This window comes from Streptosporangium sp. NPDC000095 (assembly GCF_042899335.1).
Taxonomy (GTDB): Bacteria; Actinomycetota; Actinomycetes; order Streptosporangiales; family Streptosporangiaceae; genus Streptosporangium.
In genome coordinates, this window is sequence record NZ_JBIAZS010000001.1 from 135103 (window position 1) to 150416 (window position 15314).

13 protein-coding genes are annotated in these 15314 nt (G+C 72.3%); 3 read left to right on the top strand and 10 right to left on the bottom strand.

The genetic code is table 11. From position 1 onward, the window contains the following. Nucleotides 1-200: 200 nt before the first annotated feature. From ACFY3V_RS00460 to lanM, 10 genes are all read right to left on the bottom strand, one after another. Nucleotides 201-377 carry a hypothetical protein gene (locus ACFY3V_RS00460; RefSeq protein ID WP_362895109.1) on the bottom strand — a complete coding sequence of 59 codons (177 nt, stop codon included), beginning with the start codon at nucleotides 375-377 and terminating at the stop codon, nucleotides 201-203. A 179-nt stretch (nucleotides 378-556) separates the two neighbouring features. Further along, entirely contained in the window at nucleotides 557-736 is a 180-nt protein-coding gene (locus tag ACFY3V_RS00465; protein ID WP_362895111.1) for a hypothetical protein, read from the bottom strand. A 31-nt stretch (nucleotides 737-767) separates the two neighbouring features. Beyond that, complete coding sequence (locus tag ACFY3V_RS00470) at nucleotides 768-935, bottom strand: hypothetical protein (protein ID WP_389768578.1); 168 nt, start codon at nucleotides 933-935, stop codon at nucleotides 768-770. 30 nt (nucleotides 936-965) lie between these two features. Beyond that, nucleotides 966-1139 carry a hypothetical protein gene (locus ACFY3V_RS00475; RefSeq protein WP_389768581.1) on the bottom strand — a complete coding sequence of 58 codons (174 nt, stop codon included), beginning with the start codon at nucleotides 1137-1139 and terminating at the stop codon, nucleotides 966-968. A 91-nt stretch (nucleotides 1140-1230) separates the two neighbouring features. After that, nucleotides 1231-1416, bottom strand: coding sequence for a hypothetical protein (locus ACFY3V_RS00480; protein ID WP_362895117.1), 186 nt, complete (start codon nucleotides 1414-1416; stop codon nucleotides 1231-1233). A gap of 77 nt (nucleotides 1417-1493) precedes the next feature. Next, nucleotides 1494-3659, bottom strand: a complete 2166-nt coding sequence (locus tag ACFY3V_RS00485) for a peptidase domain-containing ABC transporter (RefSeq protein ID WP_389768585.1) — start codon at nucleotides 3657-3659, stop codon at nucleotides 1494-1496. Further along, a complete protein-coding gene (locus ACFY3V_RS00490) occupies nucleotides 3656-6886 on the bottom strand; it encodes a type 2 lanthipeptide synthetase LanM family protein (protein ID WP_389768588.1) in 3231 nt (1076 codons plus the stop codon). The genes ACFY3V_RS00485 and ACFY3V_RS00490 overlap by 4 nt, the downstream gene beginning before the upstream one ends. Nucleotides 6887-7094: 208 nt before the next feature. Next, the gene (locus ACFY3V_RS00495) at nucleotides 7095-10028 is read right to left on the bottom strand and encodes a helix-turn-helix transcriptional regulator (protein WP_389768591.1); all 2934 of its coding nucleotides are present in this window, start codon (nucleotides 10026-10028) and stop codon (nucleotides 7095-7097) included. A 40-nt stretch (nucleotides 10029-10068) separates the two neighbouring features. Beyond that, nucleotides 10069-10326 carry a hypothetical protein gene (locus ACFY3V_RS00500; protein WP_389768594.1) on the bottom strand — a complete coding sequence of 86 codons (258 nt, stop codon included), beginning with the start codon at nucleotides 10324-10326 and terminating at the stop codon, nucleotides 10069-10071. Beyond that, on the bottom strand, nucleotides 10316-13198 hold the full coding sequence (gene lanM, locus ACFY3V_RS00505) for a type 2 lanthipeptide synthetase LanM (protein ID WP_389768597.1): 2883 nt from the start codon (nucleotides 13196-13198) through the stop codon (nucleotides 10316-10318). Before lanM ends, ACFY3V_RS00500 begins: the two co-directional genes overlap by 11 nt. 286 nt (nucleotides 13199-13484) lie before the next feature. On the opposite strand from lanM, the gene ACFY3V_RS00510 reads away from it, so the two are divergent. From ACFY3V_RS00510 to ACFY3V_RS00520, 3 genes are read left to right on the top strand one after another with little or no spacing between them, the layout of a single operon-like run. Then, on the top strand, nucleotides 13485-14054 hold the full coding sequence (locus tag ACFY3V_RS00510; protein ID WP_389768600.1) for an NADPH-dependent FMN reductase: 570 nt from the start codon (nucleotides 13485-13487) through the stop codon (nucleotides 14052-14054). Beyond that, a complete protein-coding gene (locus tag ACFY3V_RS00515) occupies nucleotides 14051-14491 on the top strand; it encodes a MarR family transcriptional regulator (protein ID WP_362895130.1) in 441 nt (146 codons plus the stop codon). Before ACFY3V_RS00510 ends, ACFY3V_RS00515 begins: the two co-directional genes overlap by 4 nt. Nucleotides 14492-14510: 19 nt before the next feature. Then, the gene (locus ACFY3V_RS00520) at nucleotides 14511-15275 is read left to right on the top strand and encodes an SDR family NAD(P)-dependent oxidoreductase (protein WP_362895132.1); all 765 of its coding nucleotides are present in this window, start codon (nucleotides 14511-14513) and stop codon (nucleotides 15273-15275) included. The last annotated feature ends 39 nt before the right edge of the window (nucleotides 15276-15314 follow it).

Below are 15314 nucleotides of genomic sequence, written 5' to 3' on the forward strand. Positions count from 1 at the left end.
ATGGGTCGATGTCGCGCGGCCCGGTCGGCATCGACCAGATCTCAAGAAGCGCGTCTGTCTTCGAACAGGCCGCGAAAAACGGTGACGCCTGGGTTTCGCATCCGAAACCCAGGCGTCACTCGTTTCCCGCTACGGCGGGGGCATCGCCCCCACCGCGGTGAGCCGTCCGTGTCCGGTCCGTACTCGACCGCAGGACGTGACTACACCGGGCAGGAGAGCGTGCTGGTGGCGCAGCAGCCGATGCTGATGAAGTGCTCCGTCCGCGGCTCGCGACCGCCGACCAGCTCGTCCAGGTTGATCTCCCCGGCGGGGTGGACCAGGTCGGCGGAGCGGGCCTGCGGGTTCTTCCACTGACGGATCAGCTCGTTCTCGGACATCACTTGTCTCCTTCGTCGAGATTCGTTGTGCGTGGGACACGGGGACCGGCCCGGCACGAGGACCGGGCCGGACGCCCTTGGTGACCGTTGGTGGCCGTGTCCGATGGTCCGTCGCGAACCACGTGGCAGAGGTCCGCGGTGCGGCGTTCGGTCACGACCTCGGGTCGGTTCCCGGCCTCCTAGCAGAGGTCCACGGTGCAGCACTTGTGCGAGATCACCGGAGGCCAGGTCTCCTGTGGCATGCCACCGACGACGCGCGCGAGGTGCTCGTCAAGGTCGATCTCGCCCGCGGGGTGGACCAGGCCGGCGGTGCGGGCCTGCGGGTTCTTCCACTGACGGATCAGCTCGTCGCCGGACATCTCGCGCCTCCTTCGCGCACGCGGCCGCGGGTCAGCAGTAGTAGCCGGTGGGGCAGCAGCCCCAGGAGGCGATCCCCTCGGTGGCGGGCTCGCGGCCGCCGACCAGCTCGTCCAGGCTGATCTCCCCGGCGGGGTGGACCAGGTCGGCGGTGCGGGCCTGCGGGTTCTTCCACTGACGGATCAGCTCGTTGTCGGACATCTCATGACTCCTTGGTGTGGGCCGCAGGGATCAGCAGAAGATGCCGGTGGGGCAGCAGCCGTAGGAGATGGCGTACTCGGTCCGCGGCTCGCGGCCGCCGACCACCCGGGCGTCGTCCAGGGCGATCTCCCCGGCCGGGTGAGCCAGGTCGGCGGAGCGGGCCTGCGGGTTCTTCCACTGACGGATCAGCTCGTTCTCGGACATGACGTACTCTCCTTCATGGGATTCGATGTTGTGGAAAGCTCCGGCCGAACCGGCGCGGAGACGGGCCGAGGCCCCTTCGTGGTGAAGCGGGTCAGAAGTCGCCGCCGCACCAGATGCCGGTGGGGCAGCAGCCGTAGGAGATGATGTACTCGGTCCGCGGCTCGCGGCCGCCGACCACCCGGGCGTCGTCCAGGGCGATCTCCCCGGCCGGGTGAGCCAGGTCGGCGGAGCGGACCTGCGGGTTCTTCCACTGACGGATCAGCTCGTTCTCGGACATGACGTACTCTCCTTCTGGATTGAGATTTCGTGGTTCGGAATCGGTCCATGGGGCGCGTCGGCGGAACCCGGCGCGCCTCACGCGTTCAGTGCCCCCGCTCGCTGCCGGGGCGCCGCGTCGTGCGCGAACAGCTCTCGGTAGGTCCCCTCTCGTGCGACGAGGTCCTCGTGCGTGCCCCGCTCGACGATGCGACCGCGGTCGAGCACGAGGATCTTGTGGGCGTCGCGGATCGCGCTCAGGCGGTGCGAGATGACGATCCGCGTGACCTCGAGCCGGGACAGCGCCGCGTCGACGCGGCGTTCTGTCTCGGGGTCGAGGTGGCTGGTGGCCTCGTCCAGGATGAGCAGGCGAGGCTTGTGGACGAGGGCGCGGGCCAGGGCGACCCGTTGGCGCTGCCCGGCCGACAGCGCGGCGCCGGCCTCTCCGACGAGGGTGCCGTACCCCATGGGCATGGCCTCCACGTCGTCGTGCAGTCCGGCGATGCGGGCGGCGCGCACCACCTCCTCCTCGGTGGCGTCCTCCCGTCCGAGGGTGAGGTTGTCCATGATCGTGCCGTTGAACAGGTTGAGGTCCTGCAGCACGGCCCCGCAGCGGGAGCGCAGGTCGTGGACGTCGAGCTCGTCGAGTTCGTGTCCGTCGTGGCGCACCGTACCGGCGCTGGGACGCAGCAGGCCGAGGACCAGCAGGGCGATGGTGCTCTTGCCGGAGCCGGTGCGGCCGACGATGCCGAGCTTGGCGCCGGGCGGGACGGTGAAGGTGAGGTCCTTGAGCACCGGCGGGGCGTCCGCCTGATAGTGGAAGACCAGTTCCTCGACCTCGATGCCGCCGGCTGTGTTCTCGGGAAGACGCACGGGGCCGGTGGCCTCCTCGTCCGCGTCGACGATGTCGTAGACCCGCTCGATCTGGCTGCGCAGCATCGGGTAGCTCTGGCCCGCGCTGGCCAGCCCCTGAAGGGGGGCGAGCACGGCGAGGGCGACGGTGCTGGCAGCGAGCGCGGTGCCGATCGTCATGCCACCGTTCAGTACGAGCGCGAGCCCGGTCAGCAGCAGGAGCAGCGGGGCGGCGACGGTGAGGGCCTGATGGAAGGCCTCCAGGCCGGCGGTGATCCGGCCGCGGACGACCAGGGCGCCGCGATACGTCTCGAACAGCCGCACCCAGTGCTGCTCCGCCCGTCCCTCGACGCCGTTCGCCTTGACCGGGACCACGGCCTCCAGGGTCTCGGTGAGGTAGCTCTGCTCCTCGGCCTTCGCCGACAGCTCCCGCTGGTAGACGGCCGCGACCCGCGGGGAGACCCGTAGCACCAGCAGCACGTGGGCGGCGCCCAGGGTGAGGACGACGGGCACGTAGCCGGGGGCGAGGACGGCCAGGCCGATCAGGTAGCCCACCAGGAGCGCGGCGTCCAGCACGAGTATCAGCAGCCGTTGCGTGACGGTCTCTCGGGTGGTGGAGACGCTGCCGAGCCGGGCGAGCAGGTCTCCCCTGCGGCGCTGGATGAAGAACGACAGCGGCAGCCGCAGCATGTGGCGGATGAGCTGCCGTCCCAGCGTCGCCTCGGCGCGGACGCGCAGGGTGAGCACCGCCATCTCCCTCAGCAGGGTCGTCAGCCCGGCCAGGACGGTGGTGCCGAGCACCACCCCGGCGAAGAGCGGCAGGATGTCCGTCCGCTGGTCGGGGGCGAAGGTGTCGACGACCTGCTGGGTGGCGAGCGGCAGCACCAGGGCCAGCAGCTTCAGCACGGTCGCGCAGGCCAGCACGGCGGCGAGCAGGCTCCGGCTGCCCGGCATCGCCACGAAGTCCCGCAGGTAGCGGAGCATCAGCCACTCCCGCATGGGAGTGCGCCGCCGGACGAACTCGGGGCCGGGCGAGAGGTGGATCAGCACGCCGCCGAAGCGCCGGTCGAAGTCCTTCCTGCTCTGCCACTGGCGTCCGCCGCCCGGGTCGGCCAGGCGGACGCGCCGCGCGCCGACCTGTTCCACGACGACGAAGTGGTGGTCGGCGAGGTAGGCGATGGCCGGCCGGTCGATGGGACCGAGGCTCTTCATCCGCTCGGTCCGCGCGGTCAGGCCCATGCGGGGGGCGGCGGCGATCAGGTGGGCGGCGGACACGCCGTCGCGTCCGATACCGAGCATTTCCCGGCATTCGGCGACCCGGGTGTCCCTGCCGTGGAAGCTGGCGATCATGGCCAGGCAGGCCGCGGCGCATTCGGTGGAGGTGAGCTGGTGTCGCAGCGGGACCCTGCTCATCGGCGCTCAGCTCCGATGGGCGCGTCGAGCAGAAGCACGGACGGGACGTGCTCGGGCCGGGCGAGCCTGAGCAGGCCGTACCCGATGCCGGCCAGCCCGTTCATCAGGCCGGGGGTGGGGGCGGCGCCGGGCGCGCCCCAGCGGGGGCCGCGGCGGGCCAGGTCGTCGAGGAGGTGGGCGGTGCGGGCCGTCAGCAGCTCGGCCGCCTCCGGCCGGTGGCGCAGCTGGATGAGCAGTTCGAGGTTGCCCAGCTCGCCGTGGCAGAGGCTGTGGTTGGCCATCGGCCCGCGCTCCAGTTCGGCGGCGAGCGCGCGGTCGAGGTCACCGTCAAGGTCACCGTCGAGGTGCTCGGACACCGGGCCGCCGACGCGCGACAGGCCGATGCCGGGTGCTCCGTGGCACCAGGCGTGGAGCATGTCGTCGCCGCCCTGTCCCTGCCGGTAGTCGGGCCAGCCTCGCAGGTCCGGCCGGTAGTGCTCGCTCTCGTAGGCGAAGGCGGCCAGGGCGGTGTCACGGGCGCGCGGGTCGCCGCCCGCCTCGGCGTAGCGGCGCAGCGCCCAGCCGATGCCGCCGGCCCCGTGGGAGAAGCCGGTCAGCGGCCGGTCGTCGCTCATGGGCGTGTGCCAGGCCACTCCGGCTCCGACGGGGGCCGCGGTGTCCAGCAGGCGTTCGGCGCACGCCTCCGCGGTGCGCCAGGCCGCGGGTGACCCGGTGGCCCGGTGGATCGCGAGCATCGTGGCCAGGGTGCCCGCGGAGCCGACGATGACGTCCAGCGCCTCGTCCTGGGCGGCCGTCTTCGCGCACAGCTCCACCAGGTCCTCGACCGGCCGCGCCAGCCTCGTGTCGTCCAGCAGGGCGGCCAGGTGGACCAGGGTGTACGCGACTCCGCCGAGGCCGGTGAAGGCGCCCATGACGCCTTCCTCCGGTGGGTCCTCGGCCAGCCCCGCGAGAGGGAGGGCCGCGCGTCGCGCCAGGTCGGCGTACCGTTCCTCACCGGTGACGGCGGCGCACTGCGCCAAGAACAGAGCCACGCCGGTGTAGCCGCCGTACAGGTCCCAGCTCAGCGGCCGCGGCATCCAGTACTTCTCCTCGACCAGCTCCAGCCCGAGCCAGTTGACGCGACCGCCGGGTTCCGAGGCACAGGTGTGGCGGTCGACGAGGTCGGCGACGTCCCGGGCGGCGGCGATCAGCCGGGCCTCGTCCGGCCTGTCGGCGGAGAGGGGGGCGAAGGCGGAGACGGAGGACGTCGTGCCGACGGCGAGGGCGGCGAGCCCGGAGCGGTCCCGGGTGACCATGGCGGCCCGGATGACCCACTCCTGGCGGGCGCGATCGACAGGCCCCATGCCGAGAACCTTGCGGACGGCGCGGCTCAGGCTGGCCTCGGGCAGGATGTCCGGGATGCGGACACCGCCCGAGGTCCACAGGTCGCGACTGCCCGGCCGGGTGGTGAAGATCGGGATGTCGCCTGCCCAGAGGTCCTCCGCCTCATAGGCGATCAGCCGCTCGCGGGTGCGGTCGCCGCGGGTGATCGCCCACAGGTGGTCGAGCACGCGGTCACGGTCGAGGCCGTGGCGGAGCACGTCCGGGTGGGTGGACTCCATCATCAGCTTGGCGTACGTGCGGGTCGCCCGCGGGACGACGCGAACCTCGTCGTCGGAGAACGTGGTCATCAGCCGGACCAGTGCGGGGGCGTCGGCCACGATGGCCTCGTAGCCGCGGCCGAACCCGGCCAGCAGGTCGTCGAGGTGGTCGGCGGGGTCGGCCGCGTCCTCGCCCAGGCGCGGGCGGTTGCGCACGCCGGGAAAGACCAGGTGTTCGCGGACCAGCCGCATCTCGTCGGTGCCCTGTCCGGTCCAGGTCGGCGTCTTCATCGGCAGCATGACGTCCTTGTCGCCGCCCATGCCGGACAGGTCGATCACGCCGTTCTCGCCCACCATCAGCTCGGGCAGCAGACCGCTGCGGCTCACCGACGACTCCAGGGCGAGCGCCGCGGGGTCCCCCATGAGGCGCTCGATCCCCGCCCCGGGCACCAGCGGGTGCAGCAGGGCCTCCAGGTCGACCAGCACGGGCTGGTCGCCGCAGGCGATCAGGTTCTCGCAGTGGAAATCGGCGCCGTCGAGAGCGTGCAGCATCGCGAGCAGCGCCCCGAGCCGGTGGTAGTAACGGGCGACCTCCTGGCGGTCCTGGCACGGCAGGTGGGGCGCGAACTCCACCCAGCCGTACGGGCCGCGGTCCAGCACGGCCAGGCGGATGAGGTCCAAGCCCGCGACGCGCTCGTTGAGCCAGGCCAGGGCGTCGTTGAAGTGCCGGTGAACGGCCTGCGGGCGCGGCTTGTAGATCACCTGCGCACCCGTTTCGAAGGTCAGGACACTCACCGCGCGGCCGCCCTGGTGGGTGTCGCCGCCGCCCTCGACCGCCGTCAGCGGGCCGGGATCGACGCCGCCCAGCAGCGTCCGCACGATGTCGGGACGGTCCTCGGCGTAGCGGGCGAGCATCTCGCCCCGGCCGGCCGCGAACCGGTCGGCCGTCTGGGCGAGCAGCCTGGCCAGCACCGGGTACTCCTCGCACAGCGCGGCGAGCGCCTCGGGATGACGCCCGAACCATCGGACGAAGTCCGCGAACCGTTCCTCGGGCGTCGCCCCCTCAAGCCGCCGCGAGACGCGCATGACGTTGAGCTCCAGAACCAGCGTCCGCGACGCGAGCGCCGCGAGCCGCTGCCGGAGCTCGACGCCCCAGGCCGCGAGCAGGGCGTCCGCCCGAACGGCGGGGCCGCACGCGTTCAGCGCGTCACCCAGGCGCCGCAGCGCGCCTTCGGCGAACGGCGTCATGATCGCCGCGAATCCCTCGTCGACGGGTATCCCGTCCGCGCGGGCGCCGGACCCGGCAGGCGCCGCGGCGATCGCCTCCTCGGCCTGTACGGCCCAGTCCGGGCGGGCGACACGGCCGGCCAGCACGGCGGGCTCCTCGTCCAGCAGCGAGGTCAGCTCGTCGACGGTGAGCCCGGCCGCGGCCAGCCGCCGGTCGAACTGTCCGCTCTCCAGCAGCCCGTGAGCGTTCCGCCACTCCCGTAGCCGCCAGCGCGCGGTCTCGCCGGCCGACTCCGGCGACCGGCCGGCGGGGATGTCACCGCCGGTCCGGTCCAGCCGCTCGGCCAGCGTCAGTCCGCCGGCCCACCATGCCGCGCCGAGCTCGGGCGCCGCCCCCAGGGTGATTCCGTCTCCGCTCATGGCTGGCACTCTGCCGACGCGCGGCGTCGGCCACATGCGGGAGCCGCCCCCATATTCGCGCGGGCCCGCCGGGGGTGATGGGGGCATCGGTCACATCAGGTGGGGCGCATCGGCGTTCGCGCGGGCTCGGACCGGGCGCTTGAGAGGACGTCAGGTGGAGCGGCGGCGGCGTTCGCGCGCGCTCGTACCGGGGCCACCTGAGGAGACGTCAGGTGGGGCGCAGCAACTCGGCCGCGTGCTCGTACACGGCGGCCCGGTCGGGCAGGCCCGTTTTCTGCAGCAGGCTCGCGACGTGCTTCTCCACGGTGCGCGGCGAGATGAACAGCCGCTTGCCGATGTCGACGTTGCCACGCCGTTCGGCGAGCAGGGTGAGCACCTGATACTCCCGCACGCTGACGCCCTGGGCGCGCAGCCCGCTCGGCACCTGTTCCCGTCCGGTGCGGCGCTGCGCCACAGCCGCGCCGGCTCCGCGCAGCATCGCCCGGCAGGCCCCGGTGACCGCGGGGACGCCCGCCTGGTGGAAGTACTCCTCGGCGGTACGCAGCCAGACCAGCGGCTCGCCCCAGCCGTCCGCCAGGGCGGCCTCGGCGACCAGCCGGAGCCCCAGGTGGTGGGCGAGGGGAAAGGGCCGGGCGGCCTCGGCGGCCCTGCCGAACGCGGCGAGCGCCCCCTCGGGGTCGCCCTGGCGGCCCGACAGCACGGACCTGGCCAGGTGGAGGAAGGTGCGGTTCCAGGCCAGTTCGGCGGCCGAGGTGCTCTCCGCGGCGTCGCATTCGGTGGCGCCCGCCCGGTCGGCGAGTACATCCATGAGCACGCGGAGTCCGTACCTGCCGGTGAGGTAGTAGATGGTGGGGTTGTCGTCCTCCCACTCCCGGGCCCTGATCAGCATCTCGCCGCAGAGGTCGCGGTCCTCCTCAAGGAGCGCGCACATCGCCTGGCACAGGCCGTAGACCACCGGCATGTGCAGGCTGCTCTCACCGCCCCACTCGCGGAACCGCTCCAGCACGCCCTCCATTTCCGCGCGTTTGGCCTGGTGGGCCGCGAGCGTGGCCTGGGCGAGCAGGAGGTACTGGGTGTAGGCGGTGTGGCCGAGCCGGATGGTGGACTCGACGCACGGGGCGGCGAGCCCGTGGGCCTCACCGTACTCACCGCGCAGCACGCCCGTCATGACCAGGGACGCCTGGGTGGAGTGGACCAGACTGATCGCGCCCGCCTGTGCCGCCGCCCTGCCGACCTCCTCCAGTGGCTCCCGCTCGCCGGTGCGCAGGGCGTGGTTCACGGCCAGGCGCAACATCGCCCGCAGCTTCCACAGCTTCAGGCCGTGGGCGTCGGCGATGGACACCACCCGCGTCAGGCACCGGTCGGGCTCGTCGAACCCACGGACCCTGGAGAACATCGCCATCCGCTCCCACGCCTGGCAGGCCACCTCGGGGAGCGGGACGCGTTCGGCGACCTCCACGGCTCGCCGTACGAGGGCCTCGGCCGCGGCCATCCGCTGCGGGCTCTGCTGGAGGACCCCGTGGTCGGGGACGATGAGCTGGGCCTCGATCACGTCGACGGCCGCCGTACGGGCCTCGTCCGGGTTGATCTGGAGGAGCCTGCGGAGCGCCGCGACGTGCGCCAGTCCGTCGGCGGTCCCGCCGATCTCGGCGGCGACCCAGGCCAGCTTGGTGCGCAGGTCCATCTCGTGCGGGATGGTCATCGCCAGGTCGCCGCTGATCGGGAGGTCCTTGGCGAGGGCGAAGGCGCGGTCGGCCTGCCCGCTCTCGGTCAGCGCGTGCAACAACCCCTGCAGGACGCGCGCCCGCAGGTCGGCGGGGGCGGATCCGAGCAGGGCGTAGGCGCGTTCGAGCAGCGTGACGGCGAGGTCGGCGGCACCGTCGTCCAGCAGGCGGCGGCCGGCGCCGGCGAGCAGGTCGGCCGCGCCCAGGGTGTCCCTGGCGGTCAGGCGCAGGGTGGCCGCTATCTGGCACCACTCGCCGGGCAGCCCGGGGTACAGCCGCTCCAGCGCGTCGGCGGCGCGGCGCGCGATCGACACCCGCTCGGCGGGGATGAGCGAGGAGCGCAGGGCTTCGGCCATCAGCGCGTGACGGAAGGCGTACCAGTCGCCGGCGGAGTCGTCCGGCGTGATGAGCCGCGCCCCCGTACCCGCGCGCAGGAACTCCATCACCTCGCGGTCGGCCAGGCCGGTGGCCTCCTGGATCATCGGAATCGGGAAGCGGGAGCCGAAGACCGCCGCCATGTGCAGCGACTCCCGGGCGGAGGAGCTCAGCTGGGCGGCGCGCAGCATGATGCTGCGCACCAGCGTGGTCGGCACGTCGATCGCGGGGTCGCCGTTCAGCCGCCACCGCCGCCCGTCGCGCTCCAGGGCGCCGACGTTCACCATGGCGGCGAGCAGTTCCTCGACGACGAACGGGACGCCCGCCGTATCACGTTCCAGCCGGGTGAGAAGCTGCCGGGGCAGGTCGTCGGGCGAGGCCTCCAGGCAGGCGGCGGTGAGCCGGGCGAGTTGCTCCGGCGGCAGGGGCGCGAGCTCGACGAGGGTCGCGGTCCGCCGCTGGGCGCAGGCCTCGGCGACGGACCGTGCCGGTCCCGCGTGGCTGCGCAGGTTGGCCAGCAGGAAGGCGGGCACCCCGGCGAGGTTGTCGGCCAGGTACTCGACGACGGCGAGTGTGTCGACGTCCGCGTCGTGCAGGTCCTCCAGGACGAGCAGGCAGCCACCGTCTCGCCCGATGACGGCGAGCAGCCGCAGGACCGCCTCCGCCAGCACCATCACCGACTCCAGATGGTCGGTGCCCCCCGCCCGGCGCCACTCCGGGACCAGCTTGGTGAGCGCCGGTAGATAGGGCACCAGGGCCGGATCGTCCGGCGGCTCCTTGGTCCTGGTGTAGGAGAGCAGCGCCTCGCACAGCGGTTTGAACGGGATGTCCGCGCTGATGCCCCCGCCCCGTCCCCGCAACGCGATCATCCCTGTGTCGAACGCCTGGTACGCGCATTCTGCAGAAAGGCGGGACTTTCCTATTCCGGGATCGCCGAGCAGGAAAACCGCGCCACCCCGGCCGTCTCGCGCGGCGGCGAGGCGCCGGTCGAGTTGCTCGACTTCCCTTTCGCGTCCGACCAAAATGGGGGAGGTATATGACATGACGACAGGTTAACTGCCGCCATGTCACCAAAAATGCCTTTTAGCGAGCACTCAGGGAAACGGGAATGACGGTGTCGTCTCCGCTCGCGGCCATCACCGCGTGCGCCGCGGTGTCCGGCGAGCCGAACGCGATCGTCGTCCCCGCTGTCAGGCCGGCCAGCACGAGCGCACGGGTCACCGGGGACACGCCGGCCAGTCTGATCATGATCGATCCGGCCGGCGCGCCCAGCCGCTCCTGCCACGACGCGGCCGGCTCCTCGGTGGTCGAACGGTTCTCAGCGTCCTTCTCAGGGTCCATGGATCTCTCCTTCATCAGTGGGCCGCAACAGCAGCACCGACGGTGTCATCTCGGGAAGGGCCAGCCTGAGCAGACCGTGGCCGATGCCGGCCAGGCCGTCCAGCAGACCGGGGGTCGGCGCGTGGCGGGGAGTACCGCACCGCGCTCCGTAGGTGTCCAGCGAGGCCAGCAGCCTGCCGGCGTGGCGGTGCAGTGACCGCTGTGCCACGGGGTCGCCTCGCCGGGCGAGGGCGCTCAGCGTCTCCAGACGTCCCGCCTCGCCGTGACACAGACCGTGTCCCCCCAGCGGGACGTCGGAGATCGAGAACGCCGCCGGATCGCCGGGGAGGGCTGCGTCGGACAGGGCCAGGCGCACTCCCGCCCGGCCGTGGCACCAGGTGTCCTCCGCTGCCGCCGCCCGCGCGGCGGCATGGATGAGCAGACGAGCGCCGTCCACACTCTGCCCCTGCCTGGCGAGCGCCCACCCCACGCCCGCGGCGCCGAAGGCGAAACCCGGCGGCAGATCCGCCGCAGAGGGCGCCGCGGCCGCCAGGCGTTCCGCGCACCTGGCCGCCACGCGGTCGGCCCCGGCCGTTCCCGTGCTGTGCCGGACGGCGAGCATCGCGGCCAGGCACCCGGCCAGGCCGTCGTGGACGTCCAGCGGCGACTCGTCGACGACCGCCGCGCCGGCCGCCTCCACCGCGGGCTCCACCCAGCTCGCCACCTCGGCGTCGCCGAGCAGGACCCCGAGCTGTGACAGGCCGTACGCGATGCCGCCGAGACCGCCGAATCCCCCGCAGCCCACGGCTCGCAGCAGAGCCTCGTTCCCGGCGATCCGCTCCAGCAGCCGCGGCAGCGGCCGAACCGCCATCCAGGCGAAGTCCATATAACGGGAGATTCCGGTGACGCGACTCGCCTGTGCCAGGAACAGCGCGACGCCGAGGTACCCGCTGGACAACCCGGCGCCCAACGGCATGATCGTCCACCGGCCGTCCTCCACCGGCTCCAGGCCCAGCCAGTTGACGGTACGGCCTTCGCGGTGCGCGGTCGCGCACAGGCGATCCGCGATGCCCCGCGCGGCGGCCACGAGCGCCGCGCGATGGGGCACCGTGGCCGGCAGCGGCGTCTCGGACGGCTCGCCGGGATCATGCCGCCCGCCCGCGACCCGGGTCGCCATCGACGCCTCGATGATCCATTCCTGGTTCTCCCGGTCGGCGGCGCCCAGCCGGGCCAGCTTGGCGGCCACGACGTCCAGCCCGCTCTCCCGCGAACACCACGGCAGCGCCCTGCCCCCGCCATCGCGAATCTCCCGCTCGCCGGGGGACGTGCTGAAGTACGGGATGTCCCCCGCCCACAGGTCGGCCCGCTCGAACGGCACCGCCGCCGACCGCGCGGGGTCGCCGACCGACACGGCGTCCAGCAGGTCGAACACCTCGTCCCTGTCGGCGTCGGACCGCATCACGTCCGGATGCGTCGACTCGATCAGCAGCTCGCCGTAGAAGCGGGTGGGCCGGAGCAGCACGCGGACCTCGGCCTGGCCGAACCTCGCCAGCGGCCCGCGCAGCAGTTCGTCGCGTCCCACCGCGATGGCGTCGTAGGCACGCCGGAAACCGGCCAGCAGGTTCGGCAGGTGGTCGGCGGGGTCGGCGTCCACCCCGTTCAGGGTGGGACGATTGACCGCTCCGGCGAAACGGGTGACACCGCGCACCAGCCGCATCGTGTCCGTCCCCTCCTCCTCCCACCGGGGGGACAGGAACGGGTACACCCCGCCCTTGTCCCCGCCCAGGCCGGAGACGTCCAGCGCGCCCTGCTCGCCGACCATCATCTTCGGCAGCAGCGCGGTGCGCTGGACGGAGTCCCGCAGGGCGTGCAGCGCCGGGTCGGCGGACGCCTCCGCGGGCAGCGCCGCGTGGAACAGTGTCTCGACGTCGACCAGCACCGGCCGGTCCGCGCAGGCGACGAGGTTCTCGTAGTGCACGTCGATGGCGTTCAACGCGTACAGCAGGGCGAGCAGCGCACCGGCGCGCGTGTAGAACCGCTCCACCTCGGCCGCGTCCGCGCACGGCTCGGCCGGCACGAACTCGACCCAGCCGTAGCCCTCCCGCCGCACCACGCGCGGAACGCGCAGGCCGAGACCGAGGACTCGTTCGTTGAGCCAGTCGAGCACCTCGGCGAAGTGCGGGTACGCCTGGACCGATCGCGGCCGGTAGACGACCTTCGCGCCGCCGGCCAGGGTCACCACGGTGACGGCGCGTCCCCCGAGATGGCTGTCGCCGACGGCGGAGAACTCCACCGGGCTCCCGGGGTCACTTCCCAGCAGTTCCCTCAGGTGCTCACGATCCGCTGCGAAGCGCGTCAGAAGTTCCAGCCCCGTCTCCACCGCCTGGTCGGCGGCCTGGCGCAGCAGGCGGGCGAGGACGGGATACTCCCCGAGTAGTTCGGCGAGCCCTTTTTCGCCGCTCACCCGGCCCACGAAATCGGCGAACCGCTCGGTAGGCGTGTCTCCTGACAGCTCTCCCCTCGTCCTCCGCGCGTTCAGCTCGAACACCAGGACCCGGGAGGCGACCCGCGTGAGCCGGGCCGTCAGATCCTTCGCGAACCGTTTCCCGACCGAGGCGCCCCAGACCCCGCCCTCCAGTCGTGCCGTGCCGGCGGCCAGCCGCTCCACCGCCCGCCGGACGAACGGGAGTACCGCGTCCGACAGAGTCACCTCCCGGCCCGCCGGAACGCCGGACATGTCCACAACGACCTCCGGCGCGCCTGCTCCGGCGACGGGACGCTCCACGCCGGGAGCGGCGAGGCGAGCCGCGTCGGAGGCGGTGGCCCGATCGGAGGGACGTGCCGCCGTCCGGGCTCGGGGCGGCACGGCGACGAACGGGCTCGCGGAGTTCACAGCCGTCAAGTATGACGACCACCCTGAACCACGATATGGGGGCAATGCCCCCATATTTCCGCAAAACCTCCACCCGCCGTCTCCCCACCGGAAACTCCCCCGGTCGACCACCGCTACCGCACATGGGCTGACGTCCCGCGGCCCGGCTGTCAGCGGCCCGATCTCAAGAAGGTCATCCAGGCTCGGAACGGCACGGCGACGAACGGGCTCGCAGGGTTCCGGGCTCATGGGCATCTCACCGGCCGAAGTTGTGGAATTTCCATAGCCGACTATAAGATAGCCGACTATGGAAATAGTCGACGTGCTGGCGATCTGCGGGAGCAGCCGGGAGGGATCACGCAACCGGGCTCTCCTCCACGCCGCACAACAACTGGCGGAGGCCCCGCTGCGGGTGGAGGTGTGGGACGACCATGCCCGGATTCCCCGTCTGGACGCCACTCGCGGGCGCCCGTTCCCTCAGGCCGTCAGCGCTCTACGTGAGCGCGTGGCGGCGGCCGATGCGCTGCTGCTGGTGACGCCGGAGCTGAGCCGCGGCATCCCCGGACAGATGAAGGATCTCGTCGACTGGCTTTCGATCCTCGCACCCCCACGCCCGCTGGCGGGCAAACCGGTGGTGCTGATGAGCGCGTCACCCAACCGGTTCGGCGGGGTCTTCGCCCAGTTGCAGCTCGGCGACATGCTGCGGCGGGTCGGTGCAGAAGTGCTCTCCGACTTCGATGTGGCGGTCGGCTTCGCCCACCGTCACATCGACACCGACGGATTCTTGACCGAAGAAGAGGCGCGAAACGACATCACCCGGCTGTGGCGGCGCGTCCTGGCCCGCGTCGCGGATGACCGGCCGACGGTGCCGGCGTGACCGCCGGGCGGCAGGTCGCGGCCGCACAGGGGCCGATCGGTTACGCCCTCGCCGAGGTCACCAGGGCACACCGCACCGAGATGCAGCGCCGGATGGCCGAGCTCGGCCTGCACCTGGGCCAGGAGCTTCTCATCGTCGACCTTCACCACAACCCCGAGACCACCCAGGCGGAACTGGTCCAGCGCATCGGCATGGAACAGCCCACCATCGCCAAGGCGATCACCCGAATGGAGCGGGCCGGGTTCGTCGAGCGTGCCCCGGATCCCGGCGATCGCCGGGTGACCCGGCTGCGGCTGACCGAACGCGGCGAGGCCGTGGTCGACGCCGTCGTGGCCGCGTGGGCGCAGGTGGAAAGCCGTGCCGTCGCCGGGCTCGACGAGGCCGACGCCGCGCGTCTCATCCGGCTGCTGCACGCCGTCCGCGACAACCTCACCTGATCCCCCATAGGAGAAACCCATGGAACTCGGACTCGCAGGAAAAGTCGTTCTGGTGACCGGTGCGAGCACCGCCATCGGCAGGGCCACCGCGCTGGCCTTCGCAGAGGAGAAGGCGCACATCGCCGTCGGCTACCACACCAACCGGCAGGCCGCGGAGGAGACCGTCGCCATGGCCGAACAGCGTGGAGCCCAGGCGATCGCCTGGCGACTCGACCTCGGCCGCCCCGACTCGCTGGAGGCGGCGGTCGAGGACGCCCGCGCCCGGCTCGGGCCGGTCGACGTCCTGGTCAACAACGCCGTCCGCTGGCCGGACTGGCCCGCGCCCGGCGAGCTGTTCGAGACCGCGCCGCCCGAGCGGTTCGCCACGTCGATGACCGCGAACCTGGTCGGCCCTTACCTGCTCGCCCGCGCCGTGCTGGCCGACATGCGGGCGAACGGATGGGGCCGCATCGTCAACGTCTCCACAGGACTGGTCGAGGACGGCTTCCCCGGCAACGTCTCCTATGTGGCCGCCAAGGCGGGGCTGCACGGCCTGACCCGGGTGATGTCCAGGGAACTCGCCTCCGCCGGCATCCTCACCAACGTCGTCATGCCAGGCTTCACCCCCGCGGACAAACCCATGCCGCAACAGCTGCTCGACAAGGCGGCCGAGGCCGCCGCGACCAAGCGCGTCAGCCACCCCGACGACGCCGCACGCATGATCGTCTACCTGTGCTCGACCGCCAACACCAACACCACCGGCGAGGCCATCAGGACCGACGGCCATTTCCTCACCCCAGGCTGACCCTTCGGCACCCGGCGTTGCAACTACACGAAAGTTGGC